Source organism: Burkholderia sp. BCC1644, from assembly GCF_902833225.1.
Classification (GTDB): domain Bacteria; phylum Pseudomonadota; class Gammaproteobacteria; order Burkholderiales; family Burkholderiaceae; genus Burkholderia.
Genome location: NZ_CADFEI010000032.1, coordinates 32,058 through 49,098, shown reverse-complemented (window position 1 = coordinate 49,098; position 17,041 = coordinate 32,058). Strand labels below are relative to the sequence as shown.

Sequence of the window (17,041 nt, the reverse complement as noted above, 5' to 3'; positions counted from 1 at the left end):
GAGAATGCCAGCCACGTCCAGCCAATCGCCTCATGCCGCCATGCTGCCCGCTCCGTCCGCGGAGCGCGTGATCGCGCTCGCCGACGAAGCGGCGACCGAGGCCTTCGGCACCCGCTTCGCGCACGCGCTCGACGCGGCGCGCATCGAACTCACCCGCGCGCATGCGTTCGACGGGCTGCAGATCCAGCTGGTCGGCGATCTCGGCGCGGGCAAGACGTCCCTCGTGCGCGCGATCCTGCGCGGCCTCGGCCACCAGGGCCGCGTGCGCAGCCCGACCTACACGCTCGTCGAGCCGTATGCGCTCGAACGCAGCGATGGGGAACTCGAGGTCTATCACTTCGATCTGTATCGATTCAACGATCCGGCCGAATGGTCCGATGCAGGCTTTCGCGAATATTTCAATTCCAGCGCGATCTGCCTCGTCGAATGGCCGCAACAGGCGGGCGCCCTGCTCGGCGTGCCCGATCTGGTTTTCTCGCTCGACGTGGATGGCGACGGCCGCGCCCTCACCGTCCGGGCGTATAGCGCTTCAGGAAAGGCATGTCTCGAAAGATGTTGATCAAACCGTTCCGCTCGATCGAATCGGCGGCCACCGCGACGCACAACTGGCGGCGCCGCCAGATCCTGTGCGCGGGTGCGTCGACGCTGGTGCTCGGTCTCGTCGCACCGCGGCTCGCGCACGCGTCGTCGGTGCTCGGCGTACGCGTGTGGCCCGCGCGCGATTACACGCGCGTCACGATCGAATCCGACCAGCCGCTGCAGAATAGCCAACAGCTGCTGCAGGGTCCCGACCGTCTCGTCGTCGACCTGACCGGCCTCGATCTCGACCAGGCGCTGCGCGACCTCGTGTCGAAGATCGCGCCGAACGACCCGCAGATCCAGTCGGTGCGCGTCGGCCAGTATCAGCCGCACGTCGTGCGGATGGTGTTCGACCTGAAAGGCTCGGTGAAGCCGCAGGTGTTCACGCTGCCGCCGGTCGGCACCTACAAGTACCGGCTCGTGTTCGACCTGTATCCGGCCGTCGCGCCCGATCCGCTGTCCGACCTGATCGCGCAGACGGAACGCAAGGAACAGGCGCTCAACGATACGGCGCGCGCGCAGCAGATGCATCCGCCGACCACGCTGGCCGGCCCCGGTACCCCGCCGCCCGCCGGCGGCGACAACAGCGACGCGTTCTTCCAGCGCTTCGCGCAGAACACGCCGGCCACGCCGCACACGCCACCGGTTGCCGGCACGCCTTCGACGCCCGCGAAGCCGGCCGTCAAGCCGCCGCCCGTCATCGCGCGCCGCGACGACAGCGACGACGACGGCGACACCTACAAGTTCACCGCGCCGAAATCCGGCAAGGGCGGCACGGTACGCCTGCTGACGGTCGCGATCGATCCGGGCCACGGCGGCGAGGATCCGGGCGCGATCGGCGGCGGCGGCACATACGAGAAGCACATCGCGCTCGACATCGCGAAGAAGCTGCGCGCGAAGATCGACGGCGCGCCGAACATGCGCGCGATGATGACGCGCGACGCGGACTTCTTCGTGCCGCTGAACGTGCGCGTGCAGAAGGCGCGCCGCGTGGGCGCGGATCTCTTCGTGTCGATCCACGCGGACGCGTTCACGACGCCGTCCGCGCGCGGCTCGTCGGTGTTCGCGCTGTCCGACCACGGCGCGACAAGCGCCGCGGCGCGCTGGATGGCGAACAAGGAGAATTCGTCGGACCTGATCGGCGGCATCAACATCAAGACGGCGGACGCGGCCGTGAACCGCGCGCTGTTCGACATGTCGACGACCGCGCAGATCCGCGATTCGCTGCGCTACGGCAACTACGTGCTGAAGGAAGTCGGCGGCATCAACAAGCTGCACAAGGGCTCGGTCGAGCAGGCCGGGTTCGCGGTGCTGAAGGCGCCCGACATTCCGTCGATCCTCGTCGAGACCGCGTTCATCAGCAACCCGGAAGAAGAGAGCCGGCTGAACGACGACAGCTATCGCGACCAGATGGCCGACGCGATCTTCCGCGGCATCAAGCGCTACTTCGCCGCGAATCCGCCGCTCGCGAAGAACCGGATGGCCTGACGGCCCGCCCTGCCCCGCCGCCGGCACGCACCGCGTGCCGGCGCGTCACGATGCCGCGAAGCGGCTCAGCACCTTCGCGCCGAACACGTTCACCGCGAGCCCGCCCATCACGAGCGCGGTGCCGATCAGTTGCGATTGCGTCAGGTGTTCGTCGAGCAGCAGCGCCGACGACGCGAGCCCGACGACCGGCACCAGCAGCGAGAACTGCGCGACCTGCGCGGCCGGGTAGCGCGACAGCAGGCGGCTCCACAGCCCGTAGCCGAGCAGCGTCGCGACGAACGCGAGATAGACGACCGCGAAGATCGACGCGCCGTTGAGCCCGGCGAGCGCGGTCGCGATCCGCTGCGGCCCTTCGAACCACAGCGACAGCAGGAAGAACGGCACGGGCGGCACGAGGCTCGCCCACACGACGAGCGACACGAGGTTCGCTTTCCCGACCTTCTTCGTGACGATATTGCCGAACGCCCACATCGCGGCCGAGCAGATCGTCAGCAGGAAGCCCGCGAGCGTCATCGCGCGACCGCCCTGCGCGGCGATCACGACGAGGCCGCCCGCGGCGATCGCGAGCCCGATCAGGTTCTGCACGCGCAGCCGCTCGCCGAGGAACAGCATCGCGAACACGAGCGTGAAGAACGCCTGCGACTGCAGCACGAGCGACGCGAGACCGGCCGGCATGCCGACGTACATCCCGGTGAACAGGAACATGAACTGGCCGAGCTGGATCGTCGCGCCGTACAGCACCAGCAGGCGCCACGGAATCTGCGGCCTGCGCACGAAGAACACCGCGGGTACGGCTGCGAGCGTGAAGCGCAGCGCGCCGAGCAGCATCGGCGGCATCCCGTGCAGGCCGACCTTGATCACGACGAAGTTCACGCCCCACGCCAGGATCACGACCAGCGCGAGCAGCAAGTCCTTCGGGGCCATCATCGGTGTCTCCTCGATTCGAATCGTTTGTTGCAAAGCCCCTCACCCTGTCGCTTCGCGCCAGGCCCCCGCGGGGACGTCCTGCGGGGCGGAAAACTCCGGGGTGGCCCGGCGTTTTCCTGAGAAGCGGGTCAGTCTACCGGGTTTCGCCGTGCGCCCCGATACCCGCGCGGCGCGCATGGAATCGGCAGCGGGCGGCCAGTACAATGACCGGCATCCCCCGCCGCCCCACTGGAGCCGCCATGACCGACTCGATCAAAGCCCTGCTGAAGCCGCACGTGCGCGACATCGGCAACCTGCAGGTGCGCCGGACGCTGCCCGCACTCGCCGCGCGCCTCGTCGGCCCGTTCATCTTCTTCGATCACATGGGTCCCGCCACGCTGCCGGCCGGCACGGGGCTCGACGTGCGCCCGCATCCGCACATCGGGCTCGCGACCGTCACCTACCTGTTCGACGGCGCGATCCTGCACCGCGACAGCCTCGGCTCGCTGCAGGCAATCGTGCCGGGCGACGTGAACTGGATGACGGCCGGCCGCGGGATCGTCCACTCGGAACGCACGCCCGACGCGCAGCGCGCCAACGGTCACACCGTGCACGGGATCCAGACCTGGGTCGCGCTGCCGCAAACGCACGAGACCATCGAGCCGTCGTTCGAGCACCATCCGGCCGACACGCTGCCGAAGCGCAACGAAGACGGCGTATCGCTGACGGTGATCGCCGGCGACGCGTTCGGGCTGCGCTCCCCCGTCACGACGTTCTCGCGCACGCTGTACGTCGCGGCCGAATTCGCGGCCGGCGGCCGGATCGAACTCGACTCATCGCACGAGGAGCGCGCGGTCTACGTGGTCGACGGCGAGCTCGCGATCGACGGCACGCCGGTGCCGGCCGAACGGATGGCCGTGCTCGCGCCGGGCGCAGCGGTCACGCTGACGAGCGGCAGCGGCGCGCGCGCGATGCTGCTCGGCGGCGACAAGATCGACGGCGAACGCTTCATCGAGTGGAATTTCGTCGCCAGCAGCCGCGACGCGATCGAGCGCGCGAAAGCGGCCTGGACGCGCCAGGAAATGGGCAAGGTGCCGGGCGAGACCGAGTGGATTCCGCTGCCCGAGTCGAAGCCGCGTTGAAAAAGGGGCGCGCCGCCCTCATCCTGACGATATTCGAACCGAAGAGAACGACATGGACACCACGCTTGCCACTTTCGAGAACGACGTCATCGAGGCGTCGCTGGACACGCCCGTGCTGGTCGACTTCTGGGCGCCGTGGTGCGGCCCCTGCAAGACGCTCGGCCCGTTGCTGGAAAAGCTCGAGGCCGACTACGAAGGCCGCTGGAAGCTCGTGAAGGTCAACGTCGACGAGAACCAGGAACTGGCCGCGCACTTCCAGACGCGCAGCATTCCGCACGTGATCGCGTTCGCCGACGGCCGCCCGGTCGACCAGTTCGTCGGCGTGCTGCCCGAAGGCCAGTTGCGCGCGTTCCTCGACCGGCTGCTGCCGGCACCCGAGGAAGCCGAGCGCCGCGCCGCGCAATACGCGATGGCCGAACAGCGCTACGACGATGCGCTCACGCACCTCGAAGCGGCGCTCGCGCTGAACCCGGGCTTCGACGACGCACGCCTCGACCTGATCGAACTGCTGCTCGCGAGCAACCAGGTCGACGCCGCGCGCGCCGAGACCGAACGCCTGTCGCCGCAGACCGTGCAGAACGGCGACCCGCGCTACCAGGCGATCAAGACCCGTTTCGACGCACTCGAAGCCACGGCCGACCTGCCGCCGACCGACGCGCTCGAAGCACGCATCGCGGCGAACCCGGCCGATCTCGACGCGCGCTTCGACCTCGCGCAAAGCCTGATCGCGCGGCGCGCGTACGAAGGCGCGGTGGAACAGTTGCTGGAAATCGTCACGCGCGACCGCGCGTACGGCGATGATCTCGGCCGCCGCACGTTGATCTCGGTGTTCGAGCTGGCGGGCGATCGCCCGGACCTCGTCGCCGGGTGGCGACGCAAGCTGAGCATGGCGCTCAACTGACGCACGGCATGCCGGGCCGCTACGGCCCGGCCGGATCGCCGTCTCGCTCGCGGCGCACTATCCGCGCCGCAGCATCATCCCTTCACGCCCGCGCGTCGCGGGCTCAGCCGGCAGCCTGCGCCGCGATCGCGCGCAGCGCATGCGCGGCGGCCGCGAACCCGAAGCTCGCGGTCACACACACGCTCGAACCGAATCCCGCACAGTTGAGCCCCGCGACATGCGCGGCCGCGGACGGCTCCGCACCGTCCTCGATGTCGCACGCGGCGGCTTCCGGATAGATCAGCGGCTCGTCCGAATACACGGCGCTGACCTTGAAACGCGCCTTCGGCCCGCGCGGAAAGCCGTGCTGCTTGCGCAACTGCGCGCGCACCTTCGACAGCAGCGGATCCTGGATCGTCAGCGCGAGATCGTCGATGCGGATGCGCGTCGGATCGAGCTGCCCGCCCGCGCCGCCGACGACGATCAATGGCTGCCGCTTCGCGACGCACCACGCGATCAGCGCGACCTTCGTGCGCACGCTGTCGATCGCGTCGATCACGTAGTCGAAGCCGCCGCCGAGCAGCGCGTCGAAGTTGTCGGGCTCGACGAAATCCTCGATCCGGTTCACCCGGCACGCGGGATCGATCAGCGCGATCCGCTCGGCCATCGCGTCGACCTTCGGCTTGCCGTAATTGCCGTCGAGCGCATGGATCTGCCGGTTCGTATTGCTTTCCGCGACGTTGTCGAGATCGATCAGCGTCAGCGTGCCGACCGCGTTGCGCGCAAGCGCCTCGGCCACCCACGACCCGACGCCGCCGATCCCGATCACCGCGACGTGCGCACGCTCGAACGCGGCGGCGGCCGGCGCGCCATACAGGCGCGCGACGCCGCCGAAACGCCGCGCTCGATCCACGTCAAGCTGGATTTCCGGGGTCGGGGTAAGATCAGAGGAACTGGGCGGGGCAGTGTCGGCGGCGGACATGGCAGCAAGGAAATCGTAAGTCGTGCAGCCCTCTATTTTGCCTGAACTCCCCGCTCGCACGCGCCACTGTGCATACACGTTTCTCACGCGTTGGCTACAATGGTTCCAGATTGAAGCGTTTGCATAACATGACGACTCTCGCCGATCTCCGCATCAACTATTCACGTGCTTCGCTCGACGAAGCCGATGTCGCGCACGACCCCCTCGCCCAGTTCGATCGCTGGTTCAAGGAGGCGCTCGCCGCCAAACTGCCCGAGCCGAACACGATGACGCTCGCGACCGTCGGCGACGACGGCCGGCCGTCGGCGCGCATCGTACTGATCAAGGGCGTCGACGAACGCGGGTTCGTCTTCTTCACCAATTACGAAAGCCGCAAGGGGCACGATCTCGCCGTGCATCCGCAAGCCGCGCTGCTGTTCTACTGGATCGAGCTCGAGCGCCAGGTGCGCATCGAAGGCCGGATCGAGAAAACCAGCGCCGAGGAAAGCGACCGCTATTTCGCGTCGCGCCCGCTCGGCTCGCGCATCGGCGCGTGGGCGTCGGACCAGAGCGCCGTGATCGACAGCCGCGCGACGCTCGAAGCGCGCGAAAAGGCCATCAGCGAACGCTACGGCGACAACCCGCCGCGCCCGCCGCACTGGGGCGGCTACCGCCTCGTGCCCGACTCGATCGAGTTCTGGCAAGGGCGCCCGTCGCGACTGCACGACCGCCTGCTCTACACACGCGACGCCACAGCGTCGCCGGGCTGGACGATCTCGCGCCTGTCGCCGTAAGCGCGGCGCCGGCGCACGCCGGTCGTGTCTCGTGTTGCATCCGGGCGCCCGCCTCGCAAGCGGCGGGCGCCGGTCAAGATACTTGGCTGTATTCGATTCAACGAACAAACGGAGAATCCAAATGTTCTGGGAAAAGAAGCTGGCACAGTGGGCGGACGAAGTACGGGCGAAAGCGAACATACCGGCGCGCCTCGTTCTGTGGAACGGCGATCAACTCGATTTCGGCACCTTCAGCGCACCGCAGGTCACGCTGAAGGTGAACAGCGCGTCGGCGCTGCCGCTTTTGCTCGAACCGAGCCTCGACAATCTCGGCGAGGCGTACGTGAAGGGCAAGATCGACATCGAGGGCAAGCTGTCGGACATCATCAACATCGGCTACTCGCTCGCCCGCAGCACCGTGACGAGCGCGAGCAAGCTCGCGCGCGTGAAGCGCTACTTCAATCACTCGAAGAGCACCGACAAGAAGGCGATCCAGTATCACTACGATGTCTCGAACGAGTTCTACCGGCTGTGGCTCGACGAGAACATGGTGTACTCGTGTGCGTACTTCGAGAACGGCGACGAGGATCTCGCCACCGCGCAGATCAAGAAGATCGATCACATCCTGACGAAGATCCAGCTCGAGCCCGGCCAGCGCCTGCTCGACATCGGCTGCGGCTGGGGTGCGCTCGTGCTGCGCGCCGCGCAGAAGTTCGGCGCGACATGTCTCGGCGTGACGCTGTCGCAGAACCAGTTCGACCTCGCGACCGCGCGCGTGAAAGCCGCGGGGCTCGAGGACAAGATCGAGATCCGCCTGCAGGACTACCGCGAGATCGACGGCCAGTTCGACCGCATCACGAGCGTCGGGATGTTCGAGCACGTCGGCCGCAAGAACCTGCCGCTCTACTTCTCGCGCGTGCGTGAGCTGCTCGCCGACGACGGCATCGCGATGAATCACGGGATCACGTCGACCGACGCCGAAAGCGGCGAGACGGCGCTCGGCGGCGGCGAATTCATCGACCGCTACGTGTTCCCGGACGGCGAGCTGCCGCACATCAGCCTCGCGCTCGAAGCGGCGCAGCGCGGCGGACTCGAGGCGGTTGACGTCGAAAGCCTGCGGCGGCACTATGCGCGCACGCTCGAGATCTGGACGGAAAACTTCGAGGCGAAGGCCGACCAGGCGAAAGCCCTCGTCGACGACGAAAAATTCCGCATCTGGCGCGTGTATCTTGCCGGCTGCGCGTATGCATTCGAGCACGACGACGTGTCGATCTTCCAGATCGTGTGCCGCAAGGCCGGACGCAGCGCGAAAACGCTGCCGTGGTCGCGGCGCTATATGTACGAACACGCGCTGCCGCGCTAGGCGGCGCATCACGCTGGGCATGCATGGGTGACGGCAGGACGCGGCGCAAGGCGCCGCCGGAACGACAGCAGCGCGACGACGCGGACCCGTCGCACGCCGACGGGCAATTCGACCTGTTCGGCGTGCCGGCGGACGCTGCACGCGTGTCGCCTGCTCCGGCGGACGACGGCCGCCCCGCCAGTCCCGATGAATACCTGACACCGCACGCGCCGGACGGAACACCGCCCGCCCCTGTCCCCTCCCGCGCTGCCGACGACGATCCTGCGCCTTCCTCGGGCCTGCTGTGGGACGAACCGTCGCCGCCTGTCACGCCGCCGAAGAAAGGCCGGCGCAAGCGCGGCGTGCTGCCTGCGCCGATTGCAGCCGACGTCGCCGACGCCGCGGCCGGCCTGCCGCCGAACGTCCGGCTCGGCACGTCGTCGTGGTATTTCCCCGGCTGGAACGGCATCGTCTACGACGGCGATTTCGCGCAGACGAAGCTGTCGCGCGAAGGGCTCGAAGCGTACGGCGCGCATCCGCTCCTGAAGAGCGTGAGCCTCGACCGGTCGTTCTACGGCCCGCTGTCGGTTGCCGACTACCTGCGCTACGCGCAGCAGGTGCCGGACGACTTCCGCTTCGTCGTGAAGGCACCGGCATCGGTGACCGATGCGGTGATCCGCGGCCGGCGCGGCGAGCCGTCCGGGCCGAACCCGACCTTCCTCGACGCGCAGCTCGCGACCCGTGAATTCGTGCAGCCGTGCCTCGAAGGGCTCGGCCGGAAAGCCGGCGTGCTCGTGTTCCAGTTCTCGCCGCTGCCCGACCCGTTGCTTGCCGAGCCGGCCGCGCTGATCGACCGGCTGACCGCGTTCTTCGCGGCACTGCCGCCGCTCGCGCCCGACGCCGACGGCACGCGCTACGCGATCGAGATCCGCGATGCGAGCCTGCTCACGCCGCGCTTCATCCGCGCGCTCGCGGCGCTCGGCGTACGCTACTGCGTCGGCCTGCATGCGCGAATGCCCGACCCGCTGCGCCAGGCCGCCGCGCTCGCGCTGCTCGACGGCGACGCACCGGGCCCGCTGATCGTCCGCTGGAGCCTGCACGGCGGCTTCAAGTACGAACAGGCGAAAGCGAAATACGAGCCGTTCGACAAGCTCGTCGACGAGGATCCGGCCACCCGCTCGGCGCTCGCCGAACTGGCCGCGCGCTACGCGCTCGCCGGACAGCCGGTGATCATCACGATCAACAACAAGGCGGAAGGCTCCGCGCCGCTGTCGTGCATCGCGCTCGCGCGCGAGATCGCCGCCGCGTGCGCGCAATGGCGCAACGAGGCGGCCTGACGCCTGTTTCCGCCGGCTTGCGCCGGGCGCACGCTTACGCGCCGCGCAGCGACTTCAGCCGGTGCGAGAACTTCTGCCGGAATTTCGCGAGCTTCGGCCCGATCACGACCGAGCAGTAGCCCTGCCCGGGGTTTCGCGCGTAATAGTTCTGGTGATAGTCCTCGGCCGGCCAGTAGTTGCCGTCGAGCGGCACGACCTGCGTGACGATCGGCTGCCCGAACACCTGCTCGCGCTCAAGCTCGCGGATCACGTCGAGCGCCGTGTCGCGCTGCGCATCCGAATGCGTGAACACGACCGACCGGTACTGCGTGCCGACGTCGTTGCCCTGCCGGTTGAGCTGGGTCGGATCGTGCGTCGCGAAGAAGATCTCGAGGATCTCGCGATAGCCGATACGCGCCGGATCGAACGTCACGTTGACGACTTCCGCGTGGCCGGTGTCGCCTTCGCAAATGTCGCGGTAGCCGGGATTGCGCGTATGGCCGCCCGCGTAACCCGACTGGACGGCCGTCACGCCGTCGACGTCGAGAAACACGGCCTCCGTGCACCAGAAACACCCGCCTCCCAAAGTCGCGGTTTCAAGCATCTCGTTCCCCATGAATTCAACCCCTCGTTGATGACGGCAGCCGCACGCCGGTGCCGGCTGACATCGTTCCATCCCGCCGCTGCGCGCCCGCGATGCGGGACGCAGCGGCACTCCGGCAAGTATCTCACTCGCGCGCGAACCTGGCAGATTGCACAGGTGCCGCGCGCGACTCGCCGCACGTTTCTCGTCTACACTTAGGCACGCGCAAGCGGCGGCAAACCCGTCGCCGTGCGCACAGCGTCCGATGCATGCCCGACCCTGATGCAAACATCATCTGCCGGAACATCGCTATGCATGCCTTGACAGAATTCGCCCGCGTCACCTGCCCGGCCGCTGCGGCCTCGCGGCTCGCCGCTTCAGCTGCTTCATCACGTTGCCGCGCATCCGTCCCGCCCCCGGCGCGGCGATCCGGCCCATCGCCCTTACCGGCTTCCCGCGTTTTCACGATCTGATGCACGACGCCGCGCGTGGCACCGACACGTGCGTCCGCCTGCCGATCGCACCCGCCGGCACGATGCGCGCCGCGCGGCCATCCCGACCCGCACGCCCGCAACGAACGGCCGTGCGTTCACGATCCGAACCCATCGAGAGGGCATCACCATGAGCATGCGGCCTGACCCGACGTTTCACGCTTCACCCGAGCTTGCGATGCAGGCGCCGGCGGAAGAATTTGCCTATACGTTGTTGCTGAGCCCCGATTTTTCCAGACCCGACGCGCTCGCCGTGATCGACGTCAAGCCCGGCTCGCCGACCTACGGAAAAATCGTGCATACGGTGACGATGCCGAACACCGGCGACGAGTTTCACCACTTCGGCTGGAATGCGTGCTCGTCGTCGCTGTCGCCGCTGACCGGCCATGCGTTCCTCGAACGCCGCTTCCTGATCATCCCCGGCCTGCGCTCGTCGCGCATCTACGTGATCGACACGAAGCCGCACCCGACGCAGGCGCGCATCCACAAGATCATCGAACCCGACGAGATCTTCGCGAAGACCGGCTATTCGCGCCCGCACACCGTGCACTGCGGCCCCGAGGGCATCTACGTGAGCACGCTCGGCGGCGCGGGCAAGGACGGCACCGACGGCGCGCCCGGCATCTTCATCATGGATTGCGAGACGTTCGACGTGCTCGGCCGCTGGGAGATCGACCGCGGCTCGCAGGACAAGCACTACGACTTCTGGTGGAACCTGCCGCGCGACTACATGGTGTCGAGCGAATGGGCGCTGCCGCCGCAATTCGAGAACGGCATCGTCCCCGAGGACCTGCTCGCGAACAAGTACGGGCACCGGCTGCATTTCTGGGACCTGCGCGCGCGGCGCAACGTGCAGACGATCGATCTCGGCGCGCAACACCAGATGGCGCTCGAGGTGCGGCCCGCGCATGACCCGGCGCGCGAATACGGGTTCGTCGGTGTCGTCGTCGATACGACGAATCTCGAAGGCTCGATCTGGACCTGGTGGCGCGAAGACGGCAAGTTCCATGTGAAGAAGACCGCGACGATCCCGCCCGAACCGGCCGCGGCCGACGAGCTGCCGCCGCTGCTGAAAGGGTTCGGCGCGGTGCCGCCGCTCGTGACCGACATCGACCTGTCGCTCGACGACCGCTTCCTCTACGTGTCGTGCTGGGGCACCGGCGAGATGCGCCAGTACAACGTATCGGATCCGATGAATCCGGTGCTCGCGGGGTCGGTCCGCATCGGCGGCATCGTGCGCCGTGCGCCGCACTCGAACGGCCGCGCATTCGCAGGCGGCCCGCAGATGGTCGAGATCAGCCGCGACGGCCGGCGCGTGTACTGGACCAACTCGCTGTATTCGACGTGGGACGACCAGTTCTATCCGGACGGCGTGCCGGGCGCGCAGGTGCTCGCGCATGCAGGGCCGGAAGGCGGGCTGACGCTCGCCGACGATTACTGGGTCGAGTTCCCCGACGGCTATCGTGCGCACCAGATCCGGCTCGAAGGCGGCGACTGCTCGACCGACTCGTTCTGCTATCCGTCGGTCAGGCGTTGAGCACCGGCCTGCACGCGCAGGCCGCCCTGTGGGCGGCCGTGCTCGCGAGTGGCGTCTATCACGGGCTCAATCCCGCGATGGGCTGGCCGCTGGCGGTGTCGAACGCGCTGATGACGCGCCGCGGCGCGGCGCTCGTCGCGGCGCTCGGCTATCTCGCGCTCGGCCATGCGCTCGCGGTGTTCGCCGTGATGCTGCCGTTCGGGCTGCTCGCCGCGCTGCTCGCGTGGCAGTCGGCGATCCGGATCGGCGCGAGCGCGCTCGTGATCGGCTTCGGCGCCGTGCTGCTGATCCGGCGCCGGCATCCGCGTGCGCTCGCGCGGATCCCGCCGGCGCGGCTCGGCTTGTGGTCGTTCGCGGTCGCGATCGCGCACGGCGCGGGACTGATGCTGGTGCCGGTCTACCTCGGGCTGTGCGGGCTCGACCGCGATGCCGGCCACCGCGCGGCGGCCATGCTCGTCGATGCGCATCTCGGGATGGCGCTCGTCGTCGCGGCCGTGCACGCGGCCGCGATGATCGCCGCTGGCGGCGGGCTCGCGTGGCTCGTGTACCGCTATCTCGGGCTGAAGTTCGTGTCGCGGAGCTGGTTCAATCTCGATGCGGTGTGGGCCTCGAGCCTGATCGTGACGGGCGCGCTGTCGCTCGGGCTGGCGGCGGCGCGATAGCGCGGGGATCGACGGCAGATGGGGGGGGTGGCGGCGCAGGGAAGCGCGGCGGCGCCGCACAAAAAACGCGACAGAACGGCCGGGCCGGCCAGGCCAAGTGGCACATCCGGCAGCGCGCCGCAGTGTTCGCTACGCCACCCTGCCCCCGCAATGCACCGTCCGGCCGGGCTCGACCGCCCCGATTCCGCTAAAATCGGGCCATGCGCACCCCTTCCCAATCGACCGCCTTGTCGCCTTTCGTCCGCCGTGCCCGCCCCACCCGCGTCGCGCCGCGCCTGCCCGTCTCGTTCCCGATGGTGGCCCGATGAGCCGCGCCAACCCGCCGGATTTCGACGCGGCCGCCTTCCGGCAAGCACTCGGCCAGTTCGCGACGGGCGTGACGGTGATCACGACGCGCGCGCCGTCCGGGCAGCTGATCGGCATCACCGCCAGCTCGTTCAACTCGGTTTCGCTCAACCCGCCGCTCGTGCTGTGGAGCCTTGCGCACAAATCGGCGTCGACGCCCGTGTTCCGCGGCAACAGCCATTACGTGGTGAACGTGCTCGCGGCCTCGCAGCTCGACCTGTGCAAGCGCTTCTCGACCTACAAGGGCGACCGCTTCGAAGGGATCGCGCATGCGGCCGGCAACTCGGGGATGCCCGTGCTCGACGGTGCGCTCGCGTGGTTCGAATGCCACAACCGCAGCCGCTACGATGAAGGCGACCACGTGATCTTCGTCGGCGAAGTCGAACGCTGCGGCGTGCGCGCGGTATCGGACACGGCCCCGCCGCTCGTCTTCCACGGCGGCGGCTTCCACGGCCTTACACCGCTTTGATCGCTCCCGTGCGCGCCAGCCCGACCGGCGCGCCGGCTTCATCCTTCAGCGTCTGCAGCACGATGTTCGAACGGATGTCCATCACGCCCGGCGCCTTGTAGAGCCGGTTCAGCACGAAATCCGAATAGTGCTTGAGGTTGTGCGCGAGCACGCGCAGCAGATAGTGGCTCTCGCCCGTCACGACGAACGCGCCGACCACCTCCGGCCATTCGCGCAGCGCTTCCGCGAAGCGCTCGTGCCATTGATTCTCTTCGTTGCGCATCGACACCTGCACGAATGCCTCGAGCTCGAAGCCGAGCTTCTCGCGGCTCAGGCACGCGCGATAGTGCTCGATCACACCCTGCTCCTCGAGCAGGCGCATGCGGCGCAGGCAAGCGGATGGCGAAAGCGAAATCCGTTCCGCCAGGTCGAGATTGCTGATTCTGCCCTCCTCCTGCAGTACCGCCAGAATCCGGCAGTCGGTGGCATCGAGCGTGATCGCGTGCATTTATGGTCCCCGTTTTCCCTCTGAGTCGAATTATCTGCCAATCTGGTGGATTGTCCATGTTTATTTCGCAAGCACTTTCTGCGAGCGTCCACCTATCATTCGAAGGATCGACTCACCGATTCGTCATGCCATGGACACACTCTGGGACATCTCGCCGCCTGTCAGCCCCGCCACCCCCGTGTGGCCGGGCGATACGCCGGTTTCCGTCGAACGCGTGTGGCGGATGGAGGCCGGCTCGCCGGTCAACGTCGCGCGCCTGACGCTGTCGCCGCACACCGGCGCGCACTGCGACGCGCCGCTGCATTACGACGCCGACGGTGCGCCGATCGGCGCCGTGCCGCTCGATACCTATCTCGGCCCGTGCCGCGTGATCCATTGCATCGGCGCATCGCCCGTCGTGCAGCCGGCCGACATCGCGGCCGCGCTCGACGAAGTGCCGCCGCGCGTGCTGCTGCGCACCTACGCGCGCGCCAGCGTCGAGCAGTGGGACAGCCATTTCTGCGCGGTCGCGCCCGAGACCGTCGACCTGCTCGCCGCCCGCGGCGTGAAGCTGATCGGCATCGATACGCCGTCGCTCGACCCGCAGGAATCGAAGACGATGGATGCGCATCACCGCGTGCGCGCGCACCGGATGGCGATCCTCGAAGGCATCGTGCTCGACGACGTGCCGCCCGGCGACTACGAACTGATCGCACTGCCGCTGAAGTTCGCGACGCTCGACGCGAGTCCCGTGCGCGCGGTGCTGCGCGCGCTGCCCGCGCGTGCTTCCTGATTACCCCGACTAACGACCCCACATCATGATCAAGACCCGTGAAGACGCGCTCGCACTCGACCGCGACGACCCGCTTGCCCCGCTGCGCGACCAGTTCTCGCTGCCCGACGGCGTGATCTACCTCGACGGCAACTCGCTCGGCGCGCAGCCGAGCGCGTCGGCCGCCCGCGCGCAGCAGGTGATCGGCGCCGAATGGGGCGAAGGCCTGATCCGCAGCTGGAACACGGCCGGCTGGTTCGCATTGCCGCGCCGTCTCGGCGACAAGCTCGCGACGCTGATCGGCGGCGCGCCCGGCGAAACGGTCGTCACCGATACCATCTCGATCAACCTGTTCAAGCTGCTGTCGGCGATGCTGCGCCACCAGGCCGAGCGCGCACCGGAGCGCCGCGTGATCGTGTCGGAACGCTCGAATTTCCCGACCGACCTGTATATCGCGCAAGGGTTGATCGAACAGCTCGGCGGCGACTACGAGCTGCGCCTGATCGACGATCCGGCCGACCTGCCGGCCGCGCTCGGCGCGGACACGGCCGTCGCGATGATCACGCACGTGAACTACCGTACCGGCTACATGCACGACATGCCGGCCGTCACGCAACTCGTGCACGACTCGGGCGCGCTGATGCTGTGGGATCTCGCGCACTCGGCCGGCGCAGTGCCGGTCGACCTGAACGGCGCGCGCGCCGACGGCGCGGTCGGCTGCACGTACAAGTACCTGAACGGCGGCCCCGGCTCGCCCGCGTTCGTGTGGGTGCCGCAGCGCCATCTCGCACATTTCTCGCAGCCGCTGTCCGGCTGGTGGGGCCACCGCGCGCCGTTCGCGATGCAGCCGGCCTTCGCACCCGATCCGGGCATCGCGCGCTTCCTGTGCGGCACGCAGCCGATCGTGTCGATGTCGATGGTCGAATGCGGGCTCGACGTGTTCCTGCAGACCGACATGCACGCGATCCGCCGCAAGTCGCTCGCGCTGACCGATGCGTTCATCGCGCTCGTCGAAGCGCGCTGCGCAGGCTTGTCGCTGAAGCTCGTCACGCCGCGCGCGCATCACCAGCGCGGCTCGCAGGCGAGCTTCGAGCATCCGCACGGCTACGAAGTGATGCAGGCGCTGATCGCGCGCGGCGTGATCGGCGACTACCGCGAGCCGTACGTGCTGCGCTTCGGCTTCACGCCGCTTTATACGCGCTTCGCCGACGTGTGGGATGCCGTCGAAACGCTGCGCGACATCCTCGCCACCGACGCGTGGAAGGCACCCGAGTTCGCCGAACGCGGCGCGGTGACCTGACCGGTTTTGCCCGGCGCGCGCCGCAGTCACGCGGATCGCGCGCCGCGCCCCGTCATTCAAATCTGGAGATAGTCGTGAATTCTGGTCATATGCAGCCACCCGGCGGCGGCGACGCGCCGGCGGGTTGCCCGTTCTCGGGCGCACGCGCCGCACAACCGGCACAGGCCGCGCACGAAGCGCCGCACGTGCCCGGCGATGCCGGCTGGCACAACGCGCAACTCGATTTCTCGAAGTCGATGAGCTACGGCGACTACCTGTCGCTGAATTCGATCCTCGATGCACAGCATCCGCTGTCGCCCGATCACAACGAGATGCTGTTCATCATCCAGCATCAGACGAGCGAGCTGTGGATGAAGCTCGCGCTGTTCGAACTGCGCGGCGCACTCGACGCGGTGCGCACCGACGCGCTGCCGCCCGCATTCAAGATGCTCGCGCGCGTGTCGCGCATCCTCGAGCAGCTGGTGCAGGCGTGGAGCGTGCTGTCGACGATGACGCCGTCCGAATACTCGGCGATGCGCCCGTATCTCGGCCAGTCGTCGGGCTTCCAGTCGTACCAGTATCGCCAGCTCGAATTCCTGCTCGGCAACAAGAACGTGCAGATGCTGCAGCCGCACGCGCACCGGCCCGACATCCTCGAACAGGTGCGCGCGACGCTCGAAGCGCCGTCGTTCTACGACGAAGTCGTGCGTCTGCTCGCGCGGCGCGGGTTCCCGATCGCGCCGGAACGGCTCGATCGCGACTGGACGCAGCCGACGCGCCACGACGAAACGGTCGAAGCCGCGTGGCTCGAGGTCTATCGCCACCCGCAGCAGCACTGGGAGCTGTACGAGATGGCCGAGGAACTCGTCGACCTCGAAGACGCGTTCCGCCAGTGGCGCTTCCGTCACGTGACGACCGTCGAGCGCATCATCGGCTTCAAGCAGGGCACCGGCGGCACGAGCGGCGCGCCGTACCTGCGCAAGATGCTCGACGTCGTGCTGTTCCCCGAGCTCTGGCACGTGCGCACCACGCTGTAACGCACGTCATGCG

Annotated in this window: 17 protein-coding genes; 13 read left to right on the top strand and 4 right to left on the bottom strand. The window is 68.2% G+C overall.

The window, feature by feature from the left end; all coding sequences use genetic code 11:
• The first annotated feature begins 4 nt into the window (after positions 1-4).
• Both tsaE and HWX87_RS36440 read left to right on the top strand, forming a co-directional pair.
• Complete coding sequence (gene tsaE, locus HWX87_RS36445) at positions 5-559, top strand: tRNA (adenosine(37)-N6)-threonylcarbamoyltransferase complex ATPase subunit type 1 TsaE (protein WP_176051653.1); 555 nt, start codon at positions 5-7, stop codon at positions 557-559.
• Positions 541-2,067 carry an N-acetylmuramoyl-L-alanine amidase gene (locus tag HWX87_RS36440; RefSeq protein ID WP_176051652.1) on the top strand — a complete coding sequence of 509 codons (1,527 nt, stop codon included), beginning with the start codon at positions 541-543 and terminating at the stop codon, positions 2,065-2,067. Before tsaE ends, HWX87_RS36440 begins: the two co-directional genes overlap by 19 nt.
• Positions 2,068-2,112: 45 nt before the next feature.
• On the opposite strand, the gene HWX87_RS36435 is transcribed toward HWX87_RS36440, so the two are convergent.
• Positions 2,113-2,991: an EamA family transporter gene (locus HWX87_RS36435; RefSeq protein ID WP_176051666.1), complete on the bottom strand. Its 879-nt coding sequence runs from the start codon at positions 2,989-2,991 to the stop codon at positions 2,113-2,115.
• A gap of 242 nt (positions 2,992-3,233) precedes the next feature.
• Between HWX87_RS36435 and HWX87_RS36430 the strand changes: the two genes are divergently transcribed.
• Positions 3,234-4,115: a pirin family protein gene (locus tag HWX87_RS36430; RefSeq protein ID WP_176051651.1), complete on the top strand. Its 882-nt coding sequence runs from the start codon at positions 3,234-3,236 to the stop codon at positions 4,113-4,115.
• A gap of 52 nt (positions 4,116-4,167) precedes the next feature.
• Positions 4,168-5,016 (top strand): thioredoxin, encoded by an 849-nt coding sequence (trxA, locus tag HWX87_RS36425; RefSeq protein WP_176051650.1) that lies wholly within the window; start codon positions 4,168-4,170, stop codon positions 5,014-5,016.
• A gap of 103 nt (positions 5,017-5,119) precedes the next feature.
• Here the strand turns inward: trxA and HWX87_RS36420 are convergent, their stop codons facing one another.
• Complete coding sequence (locus HWX87_RS36420) at positions 5,120-5,977, bottom strand: tRNA threonylcarbamoyladenosine dehydratase (RefSeq protein WP_176051649.1); 858 nt, start codon at positions 5,975-5,977, stop codon at positions 5,120-5,122.
• A 128-nt stretch (positions 5,978-6,105) separates the two neighbouring features.
• On the opposite strand from HWX87_RS36420, the gene pdxH reads away from it, so the two are divergent.
• From pdxH to HWX87_RS36405, 3 genes are all read left to right on the top strand, one after another.
• On the top strand, positions 6,106-6,750 hold the full coding sequence (pdxH, locus tag HWX87_RS36415; RefSeq protein WP_176051648.1) for a pyridoxamine 5'-phosphate oxidase: 645 nt from the start codon (positions 6,106-6,108) through the stop codon (positions 6,748-6,750).
• 121 nt (positions 6,751-6,871) lie between these two features.
• A complete protein-coding gene (locus tag HWX87_RS36410) occupies positions 6,872-8,092 on the top strand; it encodes a cyclopropane-fatty-acyl-phospholipid synthase family protein (protein ID WP_176051647.1) in 1,221 nt (406 codons plus the stop codon).
• Between the two features lie 23 nt (positions 8,093-8,115).
• Positions 8,116-9,408 (top strand): DUF72 domain-containing protein, encoded by a 1,293-nt coding sequence (locus HWX87_RS36405; protein ID WP_176051646.1) that lies wholly within the window; start codon positions 8,116-8,118, stop codon positions 9,406-9,408.
• A gap of 34 nt (positions 9,409-9,442) precedes the next feature.
• Here HWX87_RS36405 and msrA read toward each other — a convergent pair whose 3' ends face one another.
• Complete coding sequence (msrA, locus tag HWX87_RS36400) at positions 9,443-10,003, bottom strand: peptide-methionine (S)-S-oxide reductase MsrA (RefSeq protein WP_059578436.1); 561 nt, start codon at positions 10,001-10,003, stop codon at positions 9,443-9,445.
• A 588-nt stretch (positions 10,004-10,591) separates the two neighbouring features.
• On the opposite strand from msrA, the gene HWX87_RS36395 reads away from it, so the two are divergent.
• The 3 genes from HWX87_RS36395 to HWX87_RS36385 all read left to right on the top strand — a co-directional run bounded on the left by HWX87_RS36395 (position 10,592) and on the right by HWX87_RS36385 (position 13,474).
• Complete coding sequence (locus HWX87_RS36395; RefSeq protein ID WP_176051645.1) at positions 10,592-11,998, top strand: selenium-binding family protein; 1,407 nt, start codon at positions 10,592-10,594, stop codon at positions 11,996-11,998.
• Positions 11,995-12,660 carry a hypothetical protein gene (locus tag HWX87_RS36390; protein WP_176051644.1) on the top strand — a complete coding sequence of 222 codons (666 nt, stop codon included), beginning with the start codon at positions 11,995-11,997 and terminating at the stop codon, positions 12,658-12,660. The genes HWX87_RS36395 and HWX87_RS36390 overlap by 4 nt, the downstream gene beginning before the upstream one ends.
• A 304-nt stretch (positions 12,661-12,964) precedes the next feature.
• Positions 12,965-13,474, top strand: a complete 510-nt coding sequence (locus tag HWX87_RS36385; protein ID WP_175848006.1) for a flavin reductase family protein — start codon at positions 12,965-12,967, stop codon at positions 13,472-13,474.
• Here HWX87_RS36385 and HWX87_RS36380 read toward each other — a convergent pair.
• Positions 13,461-13,961, bottom strand: a complete 501-nt coding sequence (locus HWX87_RS36380; protein WP_006477992.1) for an Lrp/AsnC family transcriptional regulator — start codon at positions 13,959-13,961, stop codon at positions 13,461-13,463. The genes HWX87_RS36385 and HWX87_RS36380 overlap by 14 nt on opposite strands.
• A gap of 130 nt (positions 13,962-14,091) precedes the next feature.
• Between HWX87_RS36380 and kynB the strand changes: the two genes are divergently transcribed.
• From kynB to kynA, 3 genes are all read left to right on the top strand, one after another.
• The gene (kynB, locus tag HWX87_RS36375) at positions 14,092-14,733 is read left to right on the top strand and encodes an arylformamidase (protein WP_176051643.1); all 642 of its coding nucleotides are present in this window, start codon (positions 14,092-14,094) and stop codon (positions 14,731-14,733) included.
• A gap of 28 nt (positions 14,734-14,761) precedes the next feature.
• Positions 14,762-16,012: a kynureninase gene (kynU, locus tag HWX87_RS36370; RefSeq protein WP_176051664.1), complete on the top strand. Its 1,251-nt coding sequence runs from the start codon at positions 14,762-14,764 to the stop codon at positions 16,010-16,012.
• A gap of 89 nt (positions 16,013-16,101) precedes the next feature.
• Complete coding sequence (gene kynA / locus HWX87_RS36365; RefSeq protein ID WP_176051665.1) at positions 16,102-17,028, top strand: tryptophan 2,3-dioxygenase; 927 nt, start codon at positions 16,102-16,104, stop codon at positions 17,026-17,028.
• Positions 17,029-17,041: the final 13 nt, after the last annotated feature.